Origin of the sequence: Propionibacterium acidifaciens DSM 21887, from assembly GCF_000426605.1 — a bacterium.
GTDB lineage: Bacteria > Actinomycetota > Actinomycetes > Propionibacteriales > Propionibacteriaceae > Propionibacterium > Propionibacterium acidifaciens.
The window spans coordinates 1-18,546 of record NZ_AUFR01000008.1 but is presented as its reverse complement, the minus strand read 5'-3'; the positions used below and the strand labels follow the sequence as shown (position 1 = coordinate 18,546).

The 18,546-nt window shown below is 71.2% G+C and carries 17 protein-coding genes and 1 pseudogene; 14 read left to right on the top strand and 4 right to left on the bottom strand.

What is annotated here, in order from left to right; genetic code table 11:
- Positions 1-208 precede the first annotated feature (208 nt).
- Genes K336_RS0104100 through K336_RS0104090 form a run of 3 tightly spaced genes read left to right on the top strand, consistent with a single transcriptional unit; the run spans position 209 to position 2,876 of the window.
- The gene (locus K336_RS0104100; protein WP_162142554.1) at positions 209-1,111 is read left to right on the top strand and encodes an ATP-binding cassette domain-containing protein; all 903 of its coding nucleotides are present in this window, start codon (positions 209-211) and stop codon (positions 1,109-1,111) included.
- Position 1,112: 1 nt separating this feature from the next.
- Entirely contained in the window at positions 1,113-1,937 is an 825-nt protein-coding gene (locus tag K336_RS0104095; RefSeq protein WP_021798405.1) for an ABC-2 family transporter protein, read from the top strand.
- Positions 1,938-1,949: 12 nt separating this feature from the next.
- On the top strand, positions 1,950-2,876 hold the full coding sequence (locus K336_RS0104090; protein ID WP_021798413.1) for a sensor histidine kinase: 927 nt from the start codon (positions 1,950-1,952) through the stop codon (positions 2,874-2,876).
- Here the strand turns inward: K336_RS0104090 and K336_RS0104085 are convergent.
- Positions 2,858-3,202 (bottom strand): cupin domain-containing protein, encoded by a 345-nt coding sequence (locus K336_RS0104085; protein ID WP_028706358.1) that lies wholly within the window; start codon positions 3,200-3,202, stop codon positions 2,858-2,860. The genes K336_RS0104090 and K336_RS0104085 overlap by 19 nt on opposite strands.
- 180 nt (positions 3,203-3,382) lie before the next feature.
- Here K336_RS0104085 and K336_RS0104080 point away from each other — a divergent pair, with 180 nt between their 5' ends.
- The 3 genes from K336_RS0104080 (at position 3,383) to K336_RS0104070 (ending at position 5,368) form a co-directional block, all read left to right on the top strand.
- On the top strand, positions 3,383-4,108 hold the full coding sequence (locus tag K336_RS0104080; protein WP_155944978.1) for a hypothetical protein: 726 nt from the start codon (positions 3,383-3,385) through the stop codon (positions 4,106-4,108).
- A 579-nt stretch (positions 4,109-4,687) separates the two neighbouring features.
- Entirely contained in the window at positions 4,688-4,840 is a 153-nt protein-coding gene (locus tag K336_RS18415) for a hypothetical protein (protein ID WP_155944977.1), read from the top strand.
- 114 nt (positions 4,841-4,954) lie between these two features.
- Positions 4,955-5,368 (top strand): hypothetical protein, encoded by a 414-nt coding sequence (locus K336_RS0104070; protein ID WP_028706356.1) that lies wholly within the window; start codon positions 4,955-4,957, stop codon positions 5,366-5,368.
- A 549-nt stretch (positions 5,369-5,917) separates the two neighbouring features.
- Here K336_RS0104070 and K336_RS0104065 read toward each other — a convergent pair.
- Both K336_RS0104065 and K336_RS0104060 read right to left on the bottom strand, forming a co-directional pair.
- Positions 5,918-6,292, bottom strand: a complete 375-nt coding sequence (locus K336_RS0104065) for an FKBP-type peptidyl-prolyl cis-trans isomerase (protein ID WP_021798411.1) — start codon at positions 6,290-6,292, stop codon at positions 5,918-5,920.
- A gap of 298 nt (positions 6,293-6,590) precedes the next feature.
- Positions 6,591-8,045 (bottom strand): hypothetical protein, encoded by a 1,455-nt coding sequence (locus tag K336_RS0104060; protein ID WP_155944976.1) that lies wholly within the window; start codon positions 8,043-8,045, stop codon positions 6,591-6,593.
- A 194-nt stretch (positions 8,046-8,239) separates the two neighbouring features.
- Here K336_RS0104060 and K336_RS14285 point away from each other — a divergent pair, with 194 nt between their 5' ends.
- The 5 genes and pseudogenes from K336_RS14285 to cydC all read left to right on the top strand — a co-directional run bounded on the left by K336_RS14285 (position 8,240) and on the right by cydC (position 15,575).
- Positions 8,240-8,863: a 3'-5' exonuclease gene (locus K336_RS14285; protein ID WP_162142553.1), complete on the top strand. Its 624-nt coding sequence runs from the start codon at positions 8,240-8,242 to the stop codon at positions 8,861-8,863.
- Positions 8,864-9,234: 371 nt separating this feature from the next.
- Positions 9,235-10,743, top strand: coding sequence for a cytochrome ubiquinol oxidase subunit I (locus tag K336_RS0104050; protein WP_021797374.1), 1,509 nt, complete (start codon positions 9,235-9,237; stop codon positions 10,741-10,743).
- A gap of 10 nt (positions 10,744-10,753) precedes the next feature.
- Complete coding sequence (cydB, locus tag K336_RS0104045) at positions 10,754-11,899, top strand: cytochrome d ubiquinol oxidase subunit II (protein ID WP_021797372.1); 1,146 nt, start codon at positions 10,754-10,756, stop codon at positions 11,897-11,899.
- Positions 11,900-12,083: 184 nt separating this feature from the next.
- Positions 12,084-13,700: pseudogene (gene cydD, locus K336_RS19270) on the top strand (thiol reductant ABC exporter subunit CydD); the annotation flags it as partial.
- 294 nt (positions 13,701-13,994) lie between these two features.
- Positions 13,995-15,575, top strand: coding sequence for a thiol reductant ABC exporter subunit CydC (gene cydC, locus K336_RS19265; RefSeq protein ID WP_233418720.1), 1,581 nt, complete (start codon positions 13,995-13,997; stop codon positions 15,573-15,575).
- A gap of 427 nt (positions 15,576-16,002) precedes the next feature.
- On the opposite strand, the gene K336_RS0104035 is transcribed toward cydC, so the two are convergent.
- On the bottom strand, positions 16,003-16,593 hold the full coding sequence (locus K336_RS0104035) for a YagU family protein (protein WP_021796364.1): 591 nt from the start codon (positions 16,591-16,593) through the stop codon (positions 16,003-16,005).
- Positions 16,594-16,914: 321 nt separating this feature from the next.
- On the opposite strand from K336_RS0104035, the gene K336_RS0104030 reads away from it, so the two are divergent.
- The 3 genes from K336_RS0104030 to K336_RS0104020 all read left to right on the top strand — a co-directional run bounded on the left by K336_RS0104030 (position 16,915) and on the right by K336_RS0104020 (position 18,425).
- On the top strand, positions 16,915-17,223 hold the full coding sequence (locus tag K336_RS0104030) for a thiamine-binding protein (protein WP_021796358.1): 309 nt from the start codon (positions 16,915-16,917) through the stop codon (positions 17,221-17,223).
- A gap of 265 nt (positions 17,224-17,488) precedes the next feature.
- Entirely contained in the window at positions 17,489-17,836 is a 348-nt protein-coding gene (locus tag K336_RS0104025; protein ID WP_123826031.1) for a hypothetical protein, read from the top strand.
- Between the two features lie 301 nt (positions 17,837-18,137).
- Positions 18,138-18,425: a transposase gene (locus tag K336_RS0104020; protein WP_028706352.1), complete on the top strand. Its 288-nt coding sequence runs from the start codon at positions 18,138-18,140 to the stop codon at positions 18,423-18,425.
- Positions 18,426-18,546 lie beyond the last annotated feature (121 nt).

Here is an 18,546-nt window from a genome sequence, read left to right as displayed (position 1 = left end):
TCCGTCCTGTCGGGAACGCCGGTGCCGTCCTTCACCCACCCCCGTCCTCAGCGGCATGCCCGGCTCCCCCGGGAGCGCCGGGGCCGCGCCCCCGATCCTTGACGAAGTCTTGAGGGCCGGCTTCACATTCTCTTGAGGTCGACCCGACAGGATCATGGCATCGCCGCAGGGGCGGACGCGCGGGGCGAACCCCGGATCAGGAGCAGTGATGGAGACCGTCATCCGAACGCAGGGGCTGGGCAAGGCCTACGGGCGCCTCAAGGCGCTCGACGACGTGTCGATCGAGGTGGGGACCGGGCAGATCTACGGCCTCGTGGGTCAGAACGGCGCCGGCAAGACGACGCTCATCCGGCTGCTCACCGGCCTGGCGCGCCCCAGCGCCGGCGAGCTCTCGCTGTTCGGGCGGACCACGGGCCTGAACAGGCAGCGCCGCCGCGCGGGCGCCCTCATCGACGTCCCGGCGCTCTGCCTCGACCTCACCGCCAGGCAGCACGTCGAGGCGCTGCGCGTCCAGCGGGGCCTCGCCGGGCGCCACTGGACCGACGAGGCCCTCGAGATCGTCGGGCTCGCCGACGAGGGCGGGAAGAAGGTGCGCTCCTTCTCGCTCGGCATGCGCCAGCGCCTCGCCCTGGCCAGCGCCTTCCTGGGCGACCCGGAACTGCTCGTCCTCGATGAGCCGGTCAACGGCCTCGACCCCACGTGGATGATCGCGATCCGCCACGAACTCGTCCGGCGGGCCCGCGAGCAGGGCACGACCGTCCTCGTCTCCTCCCACCTGCTGGCCGAACTCGACCTGTTCGCCAGCCACTACGGGTTCATCCACCACGGACGGCTCGTCCAGCAGATCAGCGCCGACGAGCTGCACGCCCGCTGCGAGCGGAGCCTGCGCATCGGCGTCGACGATCCGGCCCGGGCCGCCACCGTCCTCGAGGAGTCCTTCGGCGTGCGCCGCTACACGATCGGCGACGGCGGGATCGTCCTGGCCGAGCGCCTCGAGGACGCGGCCGCCCTCAACGCGGCGCTGGTCGACGCCGGCGTCGCGGTCGACGCGCTCGAGGCGCGCTCCATGAGCCTCGAGAACTACTACACCGAGCTCGTGAAGGGGGCCTGAGATGTTCGTCAACATCGTCCGCGCCGACTCCTACCGCTTCGTCCGTTCGCGCTTCGCCCGGATCGCGGCCGCCTGCTTCGTCCTCCTGCTGGCGCTCTTCGCACTCATGATGCACGGCGGGAGCACCTTCGCGTTCGGCGGCGTCATCGGTCACAAGGACGGCGTGGCCCTCATCGACGGCTTCTACGGCTTCGGCTTCACCGATCCCGCGCACCCCGCCTTCTGGGAGCTCCTCTACACGGCCTCCTGCTTCGGGCTCTTCGCGATCCTCGGCATGGTGCTCACCATGGTGATGGTCGTCTCCGCCGATGACCGCGACGGCATCACGAAGCTGGCGGTCGCCGGCGGCCAGTCCCAGGAGAGGCTCTTCCTCTCGAAGGTGCTCATCGTCACCGTCCTCACGGCCGTCCTGTGGCTCGTGCACAACGTCGTGAGCCTTCTCCTCACCCTGGCCCACTACGACCAGTCGGTCACCGCGGCCCAGGTCCGCACCTGGCTCGGCTTCGTCGGCACCGAGTTCTGCCTCTACCTGACGGTCATGCTCGTCGCGGCGCTCGTCACGGTGCTCACGGGGAGCCGCATCGCCTCCCTGGCCGTGGTCATCGCCCTCATGGTCGCGGACGTCATCCTCAGCGCGCTGTCGCACGCGGATCACCACTGGATCGGCACGGTGCAGCAGCTCAACCCCATGCACTTCGTCTTCTCCATCTCCCGCGCCTGGGCCGAACCGGAGATCCTCGCGCATGCGTGGCTCCTCGTCGCGGTGGCGGTTCCCGCCTGCCTGGCGGGCTGCGCGGCGCTGCTGCGCCGGCGCGAGCTGAGCTGACAGGATCGGGGCATGCTCGGATGGACCGTGACGGCCGCGCTGGCGGCCGTCACGGTCGTGCTCGGATGGCGGCTCCGGCGGCAGCGGGCACGGATCCGCCGCCTCGGCGACCAGGTGGAGGCGCGCAGGGAGTCGGACTCGCGCGAGCCCCTCGTCGTCGACGCCAGCGGGGACGCCTTGGAGGCCCTCGCCGCGCAGATCGACCTCACCAGGCAGGCCCAGCAGTCGGCTCTGGCCGACGCCCGGCGCCGCGAGCAGCGCCTGCGCCAGGAGATGGCCAACATCTCCCACGACCTCAGGACGCCGATGATCGCCGTCAAGGGCTATCTGCAGCTCCTCGAGCGCGACGGGCCGCAGGCCTCCCCGGAGCGCATGAACACGGTTCTGGCCAGGGTGGACGACCTGTCGAGGCTGGTCGACGAGTTCTTCGAGCTGAGCGTGCTGGACTCGGACGACCACGAGTTGACCATCGAACGGGTCGATGCCACGGCGCTCGTCTCGCAGACCCTGCTGGGCCACCGGGCGCACCTCTCCGTGCGCGGCGTCGCGCCGCGGGTGAGCCTTCCGCCGCGCTCGGTGATGGTGATGGCCGACCGGACGGCGCTGACCCGCGTTGTGACGAACCTCGTCTCCAACGGGCTCGTGCACGGCGACGGCGGGCTGCGCGTCGAACTGTCCGCCGATCGCGGGCTGGCGGTGCTGGTCGTGGCCAACCGGGCCCCCGAGGTGCACGCGCGTGAGCTGGCGCGGCTCTTCGAGCGCTCCTACCGCACTGATCCGGCCAGGCGCGGCCCGCACGCCGGGCTGGGCCTGTCGATCGTCGCCGAGCTGGTGGCGCGGATGGACGGCACCGTCGAGGCCTCCCTCGAGGACGACGAGCTGGTCCTCGCCGTCGCCCTGCCGCTGGCCGGCGGCGGCGATCAGTCGATCGGCTCGTAGTTGCTCGTCTCGGGGCAGACGCTGACGAAGACGACGTCCTCGTCGCCGGTGTTGGTCAGCCCGTGGCAGGCCTCCTTCGGGGCCACGGCCACCTGGCCGGCGCGCAGCGGCACGTCGACGCCGGGCCCGGGATGGTAGAGACCGGTGCCGGCCAGACAGACCCACACGTCGCCGGCGTGGTGGTGCCTGTGCAGCCGCACCTGCTGACCGGGCCGGACGACCCACACCGAGGTGCTGCTCGTGTCGGTGCTGTGGAGGACGGTCTTGACCGCCGCCTCCTCGCTGCTGCGCGCATGATCCGCGATGGTGATGATCCGTTCGTCCATGACCGCCCTCCTCGGCGCCGTCCGAGTGCCCTGGGTCCAGCCTCCCCCGGCCCGCCGGCGGGGGCAAGCCGGCGCCCCTCCGAGGCCCGACCGGGACCCGCCCGGTAGTCTCGGCGCTGCGGACGTCCCGGCGGCCGGTGATCCGCACCCCGCGAGTTCCCGCACGTGAAGGGCCCGACCATGAGCATGAGCCACGACAAGAAGATCGCCTACCCGGTCACGGGGCGGTGGTGGGGCGACCCGGACGCCGAACCCGTGCCCGCGCCCGCGCCGGACGAGAACGGCGAGATCCATTACCAGCCCTACTCCGTGACGATCCCCTGGGAGGAGGCCTGGCGGCTCAACAGGGACGTGCTGCTGGCCGACGCGCGGGCCGTCGAGGCCGGCGAGGGCGTCGGCGATTCGGACGAGAGCAACTGGCTCACCTACGGCGTCACCTTCGTCTGCCAGTTCGTGGGCGCCCTGACGCTGGCCTGCAGCATGCTCACCGACCTGGGCAGGCGCATGCGCGCCGCCGTCGACTCCGGCGAGCCCGTCCTCGTGCCGGACTGGCTCGCCGAGCAGGGCGCCGGCCTGACCCCCGAGCAGCTGCCCCACCTCGTGGCCACGGTGCTGGGCCAGCGTCTGGTGACGGAGTCGCAGGAGCAGTCCGAGGTCGCCGCCCGGGCCTACGCCATGCTCACCGTCCGCGCCGCCATCGCCGGCGACCACCACGAGTTCGACGAGCTGGTCAACGAGCAGGCCGAGCCCGAGTGGCTGGTGCCCGGGCTCCAGGACGCCTGCATCGCCGTCGCCGTCTCCTGCGCCGGCATCGGCTGGGGCGAGGAGCTGGCGCCCTCGCGCGTCATCGAGATGACCGAGTACAGCTGGACGGGCGAGCAGGCCGTTGGGATGCTGCAACGCTGAGCCGGCCGCGGCGGTCCCGACGGCCCGGGCCACCGGGGCCGCCCGAGCGGCCGGGGGAGTTCCCTGTGACTCCCCCGGGGACTCCCGCATCGTCTGCTGGCGCGCTCTTGGCCGGCGTGGGCCCCGCGGGCATGTCGGACCCCCTCGGGCGAGACGCGAACCATCCGAAGGATCGCGCAGGAGCATGGGCATGAGCCGTAGGAGCATGAAATCCGTGCATCACGAACCCGACGACCCGGACATCGCCGTGGCGATGCGAGCCCGGCGCGGGGAACCCGGTCCGTCGACCCGGGAGATGGCCCGGCGCGCCGAGGTCTCCGAGCAGAGTCGGCGCAACCACGAGCAGGGGGCGCACCCGGGTGCGGGAGGACAGGCAGCCCGCGGTGTGGCGGGCCCTGGGGCTGGGGTGGGAGCGGCCGAATGCCCGCTCCGGGCCCGCATGGCTGGACGATCCCGAGCTGCTCGGCCCCCTCGACAGCGATGACGAGGAGGCGAGGAGGCCATCCGTCGCGCCTGGGAGGATCCGGAGACCCTCGACGCCGTCATGCGGGGCGCAGGAGGACGACTCGGCCTCCCGGAATGGGACGACATCCCCTTCGCCCTGGGGAGGGCTGCTCATCGCTGCTCGTGGCGGCCCTCGGCGAGGACGCTGCGCGCTGCTTCGCCCTCGGCGCCGATCCCTGCGATCGCTCCCTCACCGAGGACCTGGAGGGCCTCGCCGAACTGCCCTGAGGGGCCCGTCTCGGCGAACTCGGGAAGAGCCACATCCGACGGACCCTTCCCGAGCCGTGGTCGACGCGTTACGACTACGAGTTCGTCCACCAGCTGGGCGGGCTCTGCCGGATCATGCAGCACCGGCTGGTCGAGAAGGGGATCGGAGCGTGCGAGCCGTTGGTGCGCTCGCTGGCCGAGGCCCTCGTCCTGCACGACATCATCACGCTCGGGGCCGTGATGGCCGCTCCGCTGGGCCGCTCCCTCGACGTCGACGCGGGGGAGGGCTGGGTCAATGCCCTGAGCGGTCCGGACGAGCCCGCCCACCGGCTGGTCACCACCGTCATGACGCCCCCTCCCGATGCCGCGGAGCACTCCGGGAACCGGTTCGCGGCCCTCGACGCTCCTTTCATCCCCGCGTGGACTCATCGCGGGGCGACGGCGGCACGGCCACGGTCACCCAGCTGCGTCATCGCTGAGAGTCCGGGGCCGACGGGCCCCGTTCTCACAGAGGACTCAACGGAGTCTCGAAGGAAGCCCCAGCATTGACGAGTCATCATCACTGCCAGTGGGTCGGGCGCGGAGTCTCGGATCGACGCCCGGCTCCCACAAGATGAGGTTCCCTCCTGTGGATCGGGGAACCCGGCTCCGCGCACCGCGCGGAGCGCCGCTCGTGGGGACGGGCCCAGGGGCATGCCCGGCTCCCCGTGATCGGGCGGCGGGGTGGGCTCGGCGAGATCGGATGCGCCGAGCCCACCGCTTCTTCTTCGGATCGTCTCCCCGGACGGTCGGGGTCCTCGAGCGACGGACGTCATCCCGCTGCCATCAGGACGAGCCTTTCTTACGCGATGTTCTCGCGTCGGCGTCCTCGTGCATCGGCCGTCGTTCCGCTGCCGGGCTCCGCAGCCGTGCGTCGGTCGTCCGGCTCGCCGGGCGCTCTCCGCAGACCGTTCGGCGGGGCGTACCGCTCGTCCGGGCCCCTCCCCCGCCCGCTGCTCGTCAGCCTCCTCAACCCGGTGGGGCCTGTTCGCAGGAGGTCCAGCGAGGAGCAGCCCCTGGTCATGGCATGACTCGGTTCATCGGCGCTGTGAACGGGTTTCAGTGGACGCCCACGAGATCGCAGACGAACACGAGGGTCTCGTCCGGCTTGATCACGCCGTCGATGCCGCGGGCGCCGTAACCCATGTGCGGAGGGATGGTGAGCTGACGGCGTCCGCCCTCTCGCATGCCGCGCACACCGCGGTCCCAGCCGGAGATGACCTGGCCGGCGCCGAGCCGGAAGGTCAGCGGGTCGCCGCGGTCGTAACTCGAGTCGAACTCGGCGCCGGTGCTCAATGCGACCCCCACGTAGTGGACGTCGACGAGCGCGCCGTTGGCGGCCTCGTCGCCGTCGCCCTCGACGAGGTCCTCGACGACGAGGCTGGTGGGAACGGTGGAGGGCAGGACGACGTCGGGTTTCGTGGGGTTCGTCATGGAGCACAGCCTAGGGCATGGGGTGCGGGGCTCTGTCCATCGCACTCGACGTGGTCGGTCAGGGCACAGCCCGGGGCATGGGGTGCGGGCCGGGGGAGGCGAAGCATGGTCGCTGCGCCCTTCGCGCGGCGTCCTCCTCGTCCCCGCCCCGCTTTTGCGTTCCACTTGCGCGTTCCCGCCTCACCTTTGCGTTCTCACCTCGGACATGTCCCGGGTGTCAGCAGAAAAGTGAGGTGGGAGCAGGGGAAGGGCAGGCGTCAGCACTGCCCCGTGCGCGGAACGGTGCACGAGGGCCCGATCACCCCCAGACGACCTTGAGGTCGGGATCGTTGAGGTCGATGGACGGGGAGCCGAAGTACATGCCCGAGCCGGAGCCGAAGCCGTACAGCTCGCAGTTGCTCCAGTTGCCGTCCTTGCCGCAGGAGGCGGTGATGTCCATCTTGCCGAGATCGTAGTAATCGGCCTTGATGACGGTCGGCGTCGTGATGCCGGGCTCGGGGGTCACCGACTGCAGCTTGGCGGCGTTCTCGGCGTCCTGGGTGCGGTGCACCGAGTCCTCCTTGATCTGCGAGCCGTCGTCCAGATCCGCCAGCTTCGCGCCGCACCCGGGGTCGATCTTCGTCGAAGCCAGGCAGGCCTGGGCCTCGGAGATGACCTTCTGGCGGAACATCTGGACGCCGGCGTCGGAGACGGCCAGCTCGAGGTCCGAACCGCTCACGTAGCCGTCTGCGGGGTCGTAGGCCTGCATGTCGCTGCCGTTGATCGTCAGGTACTGGTGGTCGGTGGAGACCTTGTAGTCGCCGGGGAAGACGTACGGCGAGGTGCTGCTGGGGGCGGTGCCGTTGACCGTGACGGTGACGCCGTCGAACGAGGACAACGAGAGGTACGAGCTGGTGGCGATGACCGGTTTCTTGGAGAAGAAGTCGACTTCGAAGGTGGTCGAGACGTCCTTGTCGCCGATCGTGTAGGTGGCGGGCACGTCGAACTCGTAGTTGGTGGGCCCCTGGGCCGCGTCGCTCACGACGATGTTGGAGATCGGGGCGCGCGAGAGCGAGTCCTTCAGCACGTCGTCGGTGAGCAGCGAGGTGTCATCGAGGCTGTTCGACAGGTAGTCCTTGGCCTTGCTGGCGTTGCCCTCGGAGACGGCGGTGAGATAATCGGTGACTGTCTTCTTGGCCTTCGTCTGGTCGGATCCCCCGGCGGCGAGGACGATGGCGATCACCGTGCCGATGATGAGCGCGAGAACGATGCTGCCGATGATGATGGCGAGTTTCCTGGACTTCGGCTTCGTCGCCGAGCCCGTCTGCAGGCCTCCCGGGAATGCGGCGCCGGGGGCGGCGAAGGCGGTGCCCTGGCCGGGGAAGGCGTTCGGCTGGCCGGGGCCGGGCTGACCCTGGGGGCCGGCGGGCTGGCCGGGGAAGGCGTTCGGCTGGCCGGGGCCGGGCTGACCCTGGGGGCCGGCGGGCTGGCCGGGGAAGGCGTTCGGCTGGCCCGGGCCGGGCTGCGCGGGGCCCTGCGGACCCTGCGCGGCGAAGGCCGCGGACTGCCCGTAGGGCGACTGGGGCTGCTGGCCGTCGTGCTGGGGCGGCTGACCGCCTGGCTGAGGCTGCTGCCAGCCCTGGGGATTCTGGCCGCCGGGGCCCTGGGGCGGGGCGCCGCCGGGCTGCCATCCGTTGGCGGGCTGGGGCGGCTGGTCCATCCAGGGCCCGTTCTGCCCGGGTCCGCCGGATCCTGGTTGCTGGGGTGTACTCATGACGATCGATCCTCTCCTGTGGCGTGCTCATTTTATGAGAACGGGCCGGTTCAGGGGGAGCCGTCCGTTCCTCGCATCCTCCGGCTGCGCGCCGCGAAGGGCCCCGACGGCGGCCGATGCCATCGCCCCCGGTGCGTCGAAATCGCGATGACGAGGGGCGACGGGGGCTTCCGGTTCGGTGGAAGAATCGTTCCATGCCCGGATACGCAGTGCTCGACCTCGAGACCACCGGTTTCTCACCACGCCGGGGGGACCGGATCGTCGAGATCGGCGTCGTGCTGCTCGACGGACGCGGCCGGGGCCAGGGGGAGTGGGGCACGCTCGTCCAGCCGGGGCGCAGCGTCGGCGCCACCGCCGTGCACCGCATCACCGAGCAGGACGTCGCCGGCGCGCCGACCATGGAGCAGATCGCCGGGCGCCTCGTCGAGCAGCTGCGCGGGCGTCTCGTCGTCGCCCACAACGCCTCCTTCGACGTGCCCTTCCTCGATGCCGAGCTGCGTCGCGCCGGCGTCCCGCTCCCGGGGCCGATGATGCCCCGGGCCTGCACGATGCGCCTGGGGCGCGCCCTGCTGCGCCCCCGCCCGGCCACGTTCAAGCTCGCCGACTGCTGCCGGGCCACCGGCGTCGGCCTGCACCACGCGCACTCGGCCCTGGGGGACGCCAGGGCCACGGCCGAGCTGTTCCGCGTCTACATGGGCATCACCGACGGGCTCGACGGCCCGGCGCCGTGGGAGCGGGAGCTCGGGCCGGCGGAGGACTACCCCTGGCCCGTCGGCCTGGTCGGTCCCGACGACGCCCCGCTGCTCCCGCGGCCCTGAGCCGCCCCGGGCTCATGGCGTCCCGGCCCCGCGGTCGGTCGCGGGCACGGGGTGCGGGCGGTCGTCCGGCCGCCGCGCACGCACCATCCGGGCGGAGGTGTGGACGAGTGCGGGCAGTCGCCCGCGGTGCCCCGGTCCCGTACCTGCCGCCCCGGAGCGGCCGGTTCCCGGGGTGCGGGCCGCCGTCGTTCGCGGCCGGTGAACCGCCCCGGTGGAATCCTCGTCACAAGGCGTGTCACCCATTCTTTTGCATGGCTGGGACCATGATTAAACGGCTGTCGAGATCATCCGGGGCGAATCCGTCAGCCGGACGCGAACGGCCCTGTTCCGGAGCTTTGCGTCAGGGTGTCGCGGGGCCCTAGCCTGCGTCCATGGATGCTGAGGTTCTCTCGCGGTGGCAGTTCGGCATCACCACCGTCTACCACTTCTTCTTCGTCCCCCTCACCATCGGCATCACCTGGCTCATGGCGGGAATGCAGACGGCATGGCTGCGCACGAAGGACGACCAGTGGCTGCGCCTGGTGAAGTTCTTCGCCAAACTCATGCTCATCAACTTCGCCGCCGGCGTCGTCACCGGCATCGTGCAGGAGTTCCAGTTCGGCATGAACTGGTCGGAGTTCTCCCGGTTCGTCGGCGACATCTTCGGCGCCCCCCTCGCGCTCGAGGCGCTCGTCGCCTTCTTCATGGAGTCGACCTTCATCGGCCTGTGGATCTTCGGCTGGAACCGCCTGCCCAGGGGACTGCACCTTGCCTGCATCTACCTGGTCGCCATCGGCACCACCGCCTCGGCCGCCTTCATCCTCTCCGCCAACTGCTGGATGCAGAACCCTGTCGGCGCGGTCTACAACGAGGCCACCGGACGCGCCGAACTGGCGAGCTTCACCGACGTGCTCACCAACCCGTTCTTCCTCGCGACCCTGCCCCACCAGCTCGGCGCCTCCCTCATGGTGGCCGGCGCCCTCCTGCTCGGGGTGAGCGGCTGGTGGCTGGCGGCCAAGCGCCGTGCGGCCCAGGCCGAGGCCGGCGTCGAGCCCGACACCGCCACCTGGCGCAGGTCCGCACGGCTGGGCGCCTGGGTGCTGCTGTTCGCCGGCCTCGTCACCCTCGTCTCCGGCGATCTGCAGGCCCAGCTCGAGACCCGCTACCAGCCCATGAAGCTGGCCGCCTCGGAGGGCCTCACCGAGACCGAGGACGGGGCGCCGTTCTCCGTCGTCGCCATCATCACGACCGAGGGCGACGGCGAGCAGACCACCTACCACAAGGCGCTGAGCATCGAGGTGCCCTATGTCCTGTCGGTCCTCGCCCAACACGACCCGAACGCCACCGTCCAGGGCATCCAGGACCTGCGCCAGCAGTACCTGGACGAGGGCTACCGGACCGATGACGGCGAGGTCAACCAGCTGCAGGACGCCTTCGCCTCCGAGCTCAAGGGCATGCCCGTCGACCCCGTGCCGAACATCATGGTGAACTTCTGCAGTTTCCGCCTCATGATCGGGCTCGGCTGCCTGGCCATCCTCGTCGGCGTCGTCATGCTGTGGCTCACCCGCACAGGGCGCGTCCCCCGGGGCGGGCGATTCTTCACCGCCGTCATGGTGTGCCTGCCGTTCCTGCCGCTGTTCGCCAACTCCTTCGGCTGGATCCTCACCGAGATGGGCCGTCAGCCGTGGCTCGTCTACGGCGTCCTGCCCACAGCGGCGGGCGTCTCGCCGGGCAACGGCGCCGGCGACCTGCTGTTCACGATGATCCTCTACACGCTCGTCTACGCGGCGGTGGCGGTCGTCGTGCTCATGCTGTTCATCCGGACGATCCGCGAGGGCCTGCCCGAGCTGGTCGACCCCGTCGCGGACGGAGCCGACCGTCCGATGTCCTTCGCGTACTGAGGTGACTGACATGCTGACCACCATGCTGACCGGCGCGGTCCCCCTGCAGATCGAGCTCGGCGCGAGCCCCCTGCAGGTCGTCTGGTTCTGCCTGATCGCTCTCCTGTGGACGGGCTTCTTCTTCCTCGAGGGCTTCGACTTCGGCGTCGCCATGCTCTACCCGGTCCTGGGCCGGGATCCCGGGCGCCGCCGCGTCATGATCAACACCATCGGCCCCACCTGGGACGGCAACGAGGTGTGGCTGCTGACCGCCGGCGGCGGCATGTTCGCGGCCTTCCCGGGCTGGTACTCGACGCTGTTCAGCGCCCTCTACCTGCCGCTGTTCCTCGTCCTCGTCGGGCTCATCGCGCGCGGCGTCTCCTTCGAGTACCGCGCCAAGATGCCCGACGACCGTTGGCGCGACGCCTTCGACGCCTGCGCGAGCATCGGCTCCCTCGTCGTCTCGCTGGTGCTCGGGATCGGCTTCGCGAACTTCGTCCGCGGCCTGCCGGTCGCCCCCGACCCGACGGCCTTCGGCTCCCCGAACCTGTTCACCGGGGGCTTCTGGAGCCTGTTCAACCCGTTCGGTCTGCTCGGCGGCGCGCTCTTCGTCCTGCTGTTCTGCACCCACGGCGCCGTCTTCCTCGCCCTCAAGACCTACGGCGAGGTGCGCGAGCGGGCCATGGCGCTCCTGCGGACCCTCGGCCCTGTCACCGTGGCCGTCCTGGCGGCCTTCGTCGTCATCGCCTGCACCGTCCACGGCGCCGGACGGAACCCCTACCTCGGCACCGCGGCCGGCGTCGTCGTGTGGGTCGCCGGCCTCGGCTCGGTCCTCGCCCTGGCCGTGGCGGTCCTGGCCCAGCGCGTCGAGCGCAACGGCTGGGCCTTCCTCCTCACCGGGGCGACGATCGTCGCCCTGTTCGTCATGATCTTCACGAGGATCTACGGGACGCTCGGCTTCGTCCCGGCGGACATGGGGGACCCCCTCACCATGGTCACCGCGTCCAGCTCACCGCACACGCTGAGGCTCATGACGATCTTCGCGGCCTGCGTCGTGCCGGTCGTGCTGGCCTACCAGATCTGGAGCTACTGGGTCTTCCACAGGCGGATCAGCGGCCGGGAGCTGCCCGAGCACGAGACCGAGCCGAACGAGGTCGCGACCACGATCTGGGCGTGAGGACCGACGGCGGCGCGGGGGCGGGGTGACGTCCCACCCTCGCGAGAGCCTGCCGGCCCCCGGAACCGGCGACGGCGCGGGGCCGGGGTGACGACCGCGGCATAATTTTCACAAGTTGTACTGTGAAAAATGCCGTGCCGGCGTCCGCCCGACGACGGCGCACGATGACCAGGGAGGTCCGCCCATGCCGGGTCCGCTCGATCCGCGCCTCGTCAGGCGCGCCAAGGCGACGCGGTTCTTCCTCGTCGCCGTCGCCCTCGTCGGCGTGGCGACGGCCCTCCTCGTCCTGGCCCAGGCGCGCCTCCTCTCCGACGGCGTCGCCCGCGTCGTCGACACGGGAGCCATGGACGGCATCGGGCCCGTCGCCGCCGGGCTGCTGGCCGTCCTCGCCGCCCGCGCCGGCCTGAACTGGCTGTCCCAGCTGTTCGCCCACCGCGCCTGCTCGGCGGTGAAGTCCCAGCTGCGCACCGACGTCATGCGGGCCCGTCTCGCGCTGCCCGACGACGCCTCGACCCCCTCGGGCACGCTCATCACGCTCGTCACCCAGGGCCTGGACGCCCTCGATGGCTACTACTCGAAGTACCTGCCGCAGCTCATGATGGCCGTCAGCGTGCCGCTGGTCACCGGCGTCGCCATCCTCACCCAGGATCTGCGCTCGGCGCTCATGATCGCCGCCACGATCCCGCTCATCCCCGTCTTCATGGCGCTCATCGGCATCGCCACCCAGCGGCAGGTCGACCGGCGCTTCGCCCAGCAGGCCCGCCTGTCGAACCACTTCGCCGATCTCGTCGCGGGCCTGCCGACCCTGCAGGTCTTCGGCCGCGCCCGCGCCCAGCTCGAGGGCCTGCGCATCACCGAGCGCGCCCACCGCACCGAGACGATGCGGACCCTGCGCCTGGCCTTCCTGTCGTCCTTCGTGCTCGAGCTGATCAGCACCCTGTCGGTCGCGCTCGTGGCCGTCTCGATGGGCATGCGCGTCGTCGACGCCCGGTTCGACCTGCGCACCTCCCTGTTCGTCCTCATCCTGACCCCCGAGGTCTACCTGCCGATCCGTCAGGTCGGCGTCCACTTCCACGACTCCGCCGACGGCACCGCCGCCGCGGCCAAGGCGTTCGAGGTCATCGAGCGGGCCGAGGCCGGACGGATCGGCGGCACCGCCCCGGCCCCCGACCCCGGGCGGGTGCCGGTGGTCCTCGACGAGCTGTCGGTCACCTACCCGGGCGCCGACCGCCCCGCCCTCGCCCCGCTCAGCTGCCGGATCGAGCCGGGCCGGGTGCTGGCCCTGGCCGGCCCCTCCGGCGGCGGCAAGTCCACCGCCCTCAGCGTCCTCATGGGCTTCCGGGCCGCCACCGGCGGCCGCGTCCTCGTCGGCGGTGTCGACCTGGCGAGCGTCGACCCCGACCAGTGGCGGGCCCGCATCGCCTACGTCTCCCAGGACCCGGCCATGCCGGGCGGGACGATCGCCGACAACGTCCGCATCGGCTTCCCGGAGGCCGACGACGCCCGGCTGCGCGACGCCCTCGACCGCGCCGGAGGGGAGGCGCTGGCCCTCGACCGCGTCGTGGCCGACGAGGGCGAGGGCCTCAGCTCCGGCGAGCGCCGCCGGGTCGCCCTGGCCCGCGCCCTGCTGCGCATCGAGCTGGGCGGGGCGCGCCTCCTCGTGCTCGACGAGCCGACGGCCGGTCTCGACCAGCCCACCGAGGCCCGCGCCCTCGAGGCCGTCCGCGCCAGCGGCGCCTCGGCCGTCATCATCTCGCACCGCCCGGCGCTGCTGGAGATGGCCGACCGGGTCGTCGAGGTCGTCCCGCCGCGGCCCGTCCCGGAGTCGGACACCGGCCCCGGCGACGGGGAGCCGGGCCCCGGCTGCCGGCACCCCATCGCCGACACCACCAACAGGGTAACGGGCGGGTCCTGCGACGAGGTGTCCGGGCGCGTGGGGGTCGTGGGAGTCGGCGGCGAGGGGCCCGCCGGGTCCGAGGACGCCTTCCTCCTGTCCGACGCCGGGCACCCGCACGCCCTGCGCCGACGGGTCCCCGAGCCCGAGGCGCAGCCCGTCCTCGCCCCGGCCCGGCGCGTCACCACCCCGGGCCGGCTCGTGCGCGCGCTGCTCGGGGTCGTCCCGGCCGGCCGCCTCCGGTTCGTCGGCTCCGTCCTGCTGGCCTTCTGCGCGGCAGGCTCGTCCGTCGGCCTCATGGGCGTGGCCGGCTGGCTGCTGTCCCGCGCCGCAGAGCACCCGCCCGTGCTCCACCTGCTCGCGGCCTCCGTGCTCGTCCGCTTCTTCGGCATCGGGCGGGGCGCCTTCCGCTACGCCGAACGCCTCCTCGGCCACGACCTGGCGCTGCGCATGGAGAGCGCCCTGCGCGAGACCGTCTTCGCCCGCCTGGCCCGCACCACGCTGCTCGGCAGCCGGCGCGGCGACCTGCTCGTGCGCGTCACCGCCGACGTGGAGGGCGTCCTCGACGTCGTCGTGCGCGTCCTCGTGCCCTTCGCCGGCGCCGGTCTCGTCATAGCGGCCTCGAGCGCGCTCATGGGGGCGCTCTCACCGGCGGACGCCGTGCTGCTGCTCGTCACGAGCGTCCTCGCCGGCTTCGCCCTGCCCCGGCTCGGCCAGCGGCTCTCCGAGCGGGCCGACCGGGCGGCGGCGCCCCTGCGCGGCCGCCTCGGCGACGAGGTGCGGCGGCTGGCCCGCTGCGCGCCCGAGCTCGTCGCCTACGGGGACGTCGGCACCGCCCTGGCCGGGCTGCGCGAACTCGACGGCGAGCTGGCCGCGGCCGAGGCCCGCGCGGCCTGGACCCGCGGCCTGGCCTCGGCGGGCCAGATGCTCATGTGCGCGGCGGCGGTGGTCGGCGGGCTGCTCATCGGAGGGCACGAGGTCGCCGCCGGCACGCTCCTCGCCCGCGAGCTCGCCGTCCTCGTCCTCACGCCGCTCGCTCTCAACGAGGGCTTCAACGACCTCATCAAGGGGGCCCAGAGCCTCACCCGCGCCCGGTCGTCGCTCGGCCGCGTCCTCGCCCTCCTGTCCGCCGAGCCCGTCGGCAGCGGCGACCGCGAGATCGGCGTCGACAACGGCGTGCGCGAGCTCGTGCTCGACGAGCTGGCGATCGGCTGGCCGGGCGGCCCGGTCATCGTCGACGGCATCGGCCTCACCGTGGCCCCCGGGGAGCGGGTGGCGCTCACCGGCCCGTCCGGCACCGGCAAGACGACCCTGGCGGCCACGATCATGGGTCTCATCCCCCCGCGCGGCGGCGCGCTCACGGCCCCGTCGGGCATCGGCTACCTGGCCCAGGACGCCCACATCTTCGCCACGACGATCGCCGAGAACGTGCGCATCGGCGACCGGGACGCCACGGACGGGCAGGTGCGCGCCGCGCTCGACGCAGCCGGGCTGGCGGCCATGAGCCCCGACCGCGAGGTGGGGGAGGAGGGGGCCACCCTCTCCGGCGGCGAGGCCCGCCGCGTCGCGATGGCCCGCGTGCTCGTCGGCCGCGACCGCGACCGGCTCGTCATCCTCGACGAGCCCACCGAGCACCTCGACCACGACACGGCCGAGGCGCTCATGGATGACGTCTGGGCCGGTGTCGCGGGCGCAGGGGCGCTCGTCATCACCCACGACCCGGGCCTCGTGGCAGCCTGCGACCGCGAGACGGCGCTGCGGCCGGTGGTTGTGCGGACCTGAAGGCCACGGCGGATGAGGGGAGCGGAGCGGGTCTGCCGCCTGCGGCCGCGCCTTCCGACCGGGGCCGGTCCGACCGGGCCGCTCCGACGAGAGCCCTCCGGTGCGGTCGTTCGGGGAACGACGGCCGGGCGGGCCCGGCCTGGATCGCCGACCGACAGCTTGCCGGCCGACAGCGCCGGGGGCGGGGGATGGTCTCGTTCCTCTCGCGATTGTTGGTCTGGTTGCCGGTCGACAGCGCCGCGGCGGGGGAGCGGCGGCCGGGCGGGCCCGGCCCCCGCGCGCTCACGACCTCGGTCTCGGCGGTCGATGGCGGATTCGACGGCGGTGCGGGCCGGGCCCCTCGGGCTCACGACCGGAGCGGCATCAGCCGCGGGGTCCCGGCGCAGCCCCGGCGCAGCGGCCCTTCGCCCCTCGGTCGGGCGCCGGTTCAGCGCGTCGCGCCGGCCAGCGGCACCTCGGCGTCCGGCTCGTGGGTGATGCGGTTGCGCAGGTCGCGGCGGACGATCTCGATCGACCACATCCACACGACGTGGCCGAGCGCCTCGGAGAAGTGCTCCGACCAGGTCTGGCCGCCGTCGACCCACGGGAAGGGTGAGGGGACGATCCCGGTGAGCGGCATGAGGACGAGGTGCGCGCCGATCCACACGAGCAGGCCGAAGGCCGCGCCCTGCCACAGCTTGATCCTCGGAAGGTACTCGGCCATGACGCAGTAGAAGATCGCGAGGACGATCGCGAAGGCGAAGTGGACGATGAACGAGTAGATCGGCAGCGTGTCGTTGAGGTTGAAGGACACGGTCGTGTGGGACTGGGCGGAGCTCATGCCGAACCAGTGCTCGAGCATGGTCTGCGGGGGATTCGTGGCATTGCGCTCGGGCGTGCGGGGCGGGAAGGGCACCTCCCAGCCGAATTTGACGATCGCGGAGAAGAAGCCTCCGATGATGCCGACGAGGACCGCCGTGCCGGTGCGTCGGCGCGCCGGATCGGTCCGGTTGAACGGATGCGAGAACCACGTGGCCATGGGATGCCTCCAAGGGAGGACCGGCGCTGGGCCGATGCATGCGGACCGGGCCGCTCGGGAGGCGGTTGTGGGGCCCGACGGCCTCCTCGCGGTCATCCTCACTGTTTCACGACGGGGCCCGCTCGTCCAGGGTCGAGCCAGGCCGGGAGCGGGGCGCCGCCCGGCGGGCCCTTGGCGCGGACCGGGCACCGTACTGACCGGGCGGTTCGCCTCGTTCCCGCCCCGCGCCCTGGTGCGCGCGTCTCTGGAGTCAGATCACTCGGCCGCGGCTCTCGCCCCGTGCCCCTGGCGCGGATGTCCCTGCGGTCGTAGGCTCGTGCCATGCTCATCGCCTTCTCGGTCAGCCCCACCACGAGCGACGACGCCCATGGCTACGTGCACGACGCGGTGGCCGCCGCGGTCAAGGTGGTTCGCGAGTCCGGCCTGCCCAACGAGACCAATGCGATGTTCACGAACATCGAGGGGAGCTGGGACGAGTGCATGCGGGTCGTCCACGACGCCTGCGAGGCCGTCGCCGCAGTGAGCCCGCGCGTCTCGCTCGTCCTCAAGGCCGATATCCGCACCGGCTTCACAGGCGAGATGACCGGCAAGCTCGACCGGCTGGACAAGGCCCTCGACGAGCTCGGGTGACGGTCGCCCGGCGGGGCTCCGCCGGGCGAGCACCGGTTCGAACGCGTCGCTGTTGTCGCGGATCTGCTTCACCAGCTGCGGCGCGGGTCCTCCTTCGCGATGGACCGGGTCAGGTTGTCGGCCCCGCCGTTCATGCTGCTGAATCCCTTGACAGGGTACGGAGAGACTTGCTCACAAGAGGCTCAGCGAGAGATGCGACCACTAGCCATGGTCTGGTTCATTGTGGCTGTGAATAAGCCTCGGTGAGAGTTGTGTCGTCGGTGACGTGGGACTGAAACGCTACCCCTACCGTGAGGAAATGATGCACCGTGAACTGAAGATGATTCGTTTTGACGAGTCCGAGATCAAACAGGTTCTCACCATCATGGACGAGCTTGCTCTGTCCTTGGATCACATCGAGGCATCATTCGATTCATCGGAGTCGGCCAAAGATGCTCTCTGGGAATACATGTCCACACTGCAAGCTGGTCGGCGAGTGGCGTATCTGCGCGGCATTCCCTCGGATGCCATCACCAGGGAACTTGGAGAGGACGCTTATCTCGCCGAGCGTGAGGCTGTGCTCTCGTGGCCGAGGATCAGTCCGCCGGAGGGGACCGAGCAGGAGGATCCGTAGTGGGGCGACGCCGGTCATCTTGTCGGCGACAAGGTGGGCAGGTTCGATTGGCCCATTGCCGCAGATGCCAATATCCCACAGGACATTCTCGTACGACTGAGAACGATACCCACACATTTGCATGGCGTGTACAGCGTCCTTGACCGGCCATGTCGAATCACCAGCCAGAACGGACCCCTTGAAGGGCTGATCGCCTTCGCGAAAAGCAATGGTCGAATCTGTGTCGACACCCTCACCGGTGCATGGAGTGCTTGGTGTTTTTCGGACAGTGGGTGAAATGATCGTGAGGTAGAATTAGATCATGTCGGCACCGAAATATAGTGCGGAATTTAAGGAACAAGTCGTTCTCGAGATCGTCCAGAAGTCCAGGCCGATAGCCGAGGTAGCCAGATCGTACGGTCTTGTGGCGCAGACAGTCGGGAACTGGGTCGCACGATGGCGGAAGGAACACCCCGACCTCAGCACTGATGCCATGACCGCGGAAGAGCACGCCGAGATCAAACGTCTGAAGGCAGAGCTCCGGGAAGCCCGCATGGAAAACGAGTTCCTGAAAAAAGCGGCGGCCTTCTCCGCCCAGGAATCCGGGTGAGCGCGAAATACCGCCGCATCCACCGCGAAGAAGGCAACCGCCCCGTCCAGTCCATGTGCCGGTGGGTGAAAGTATCCAAGTCCGGCTACTACGCCTGGCGAAACCGACCCAAGTCCTCGAC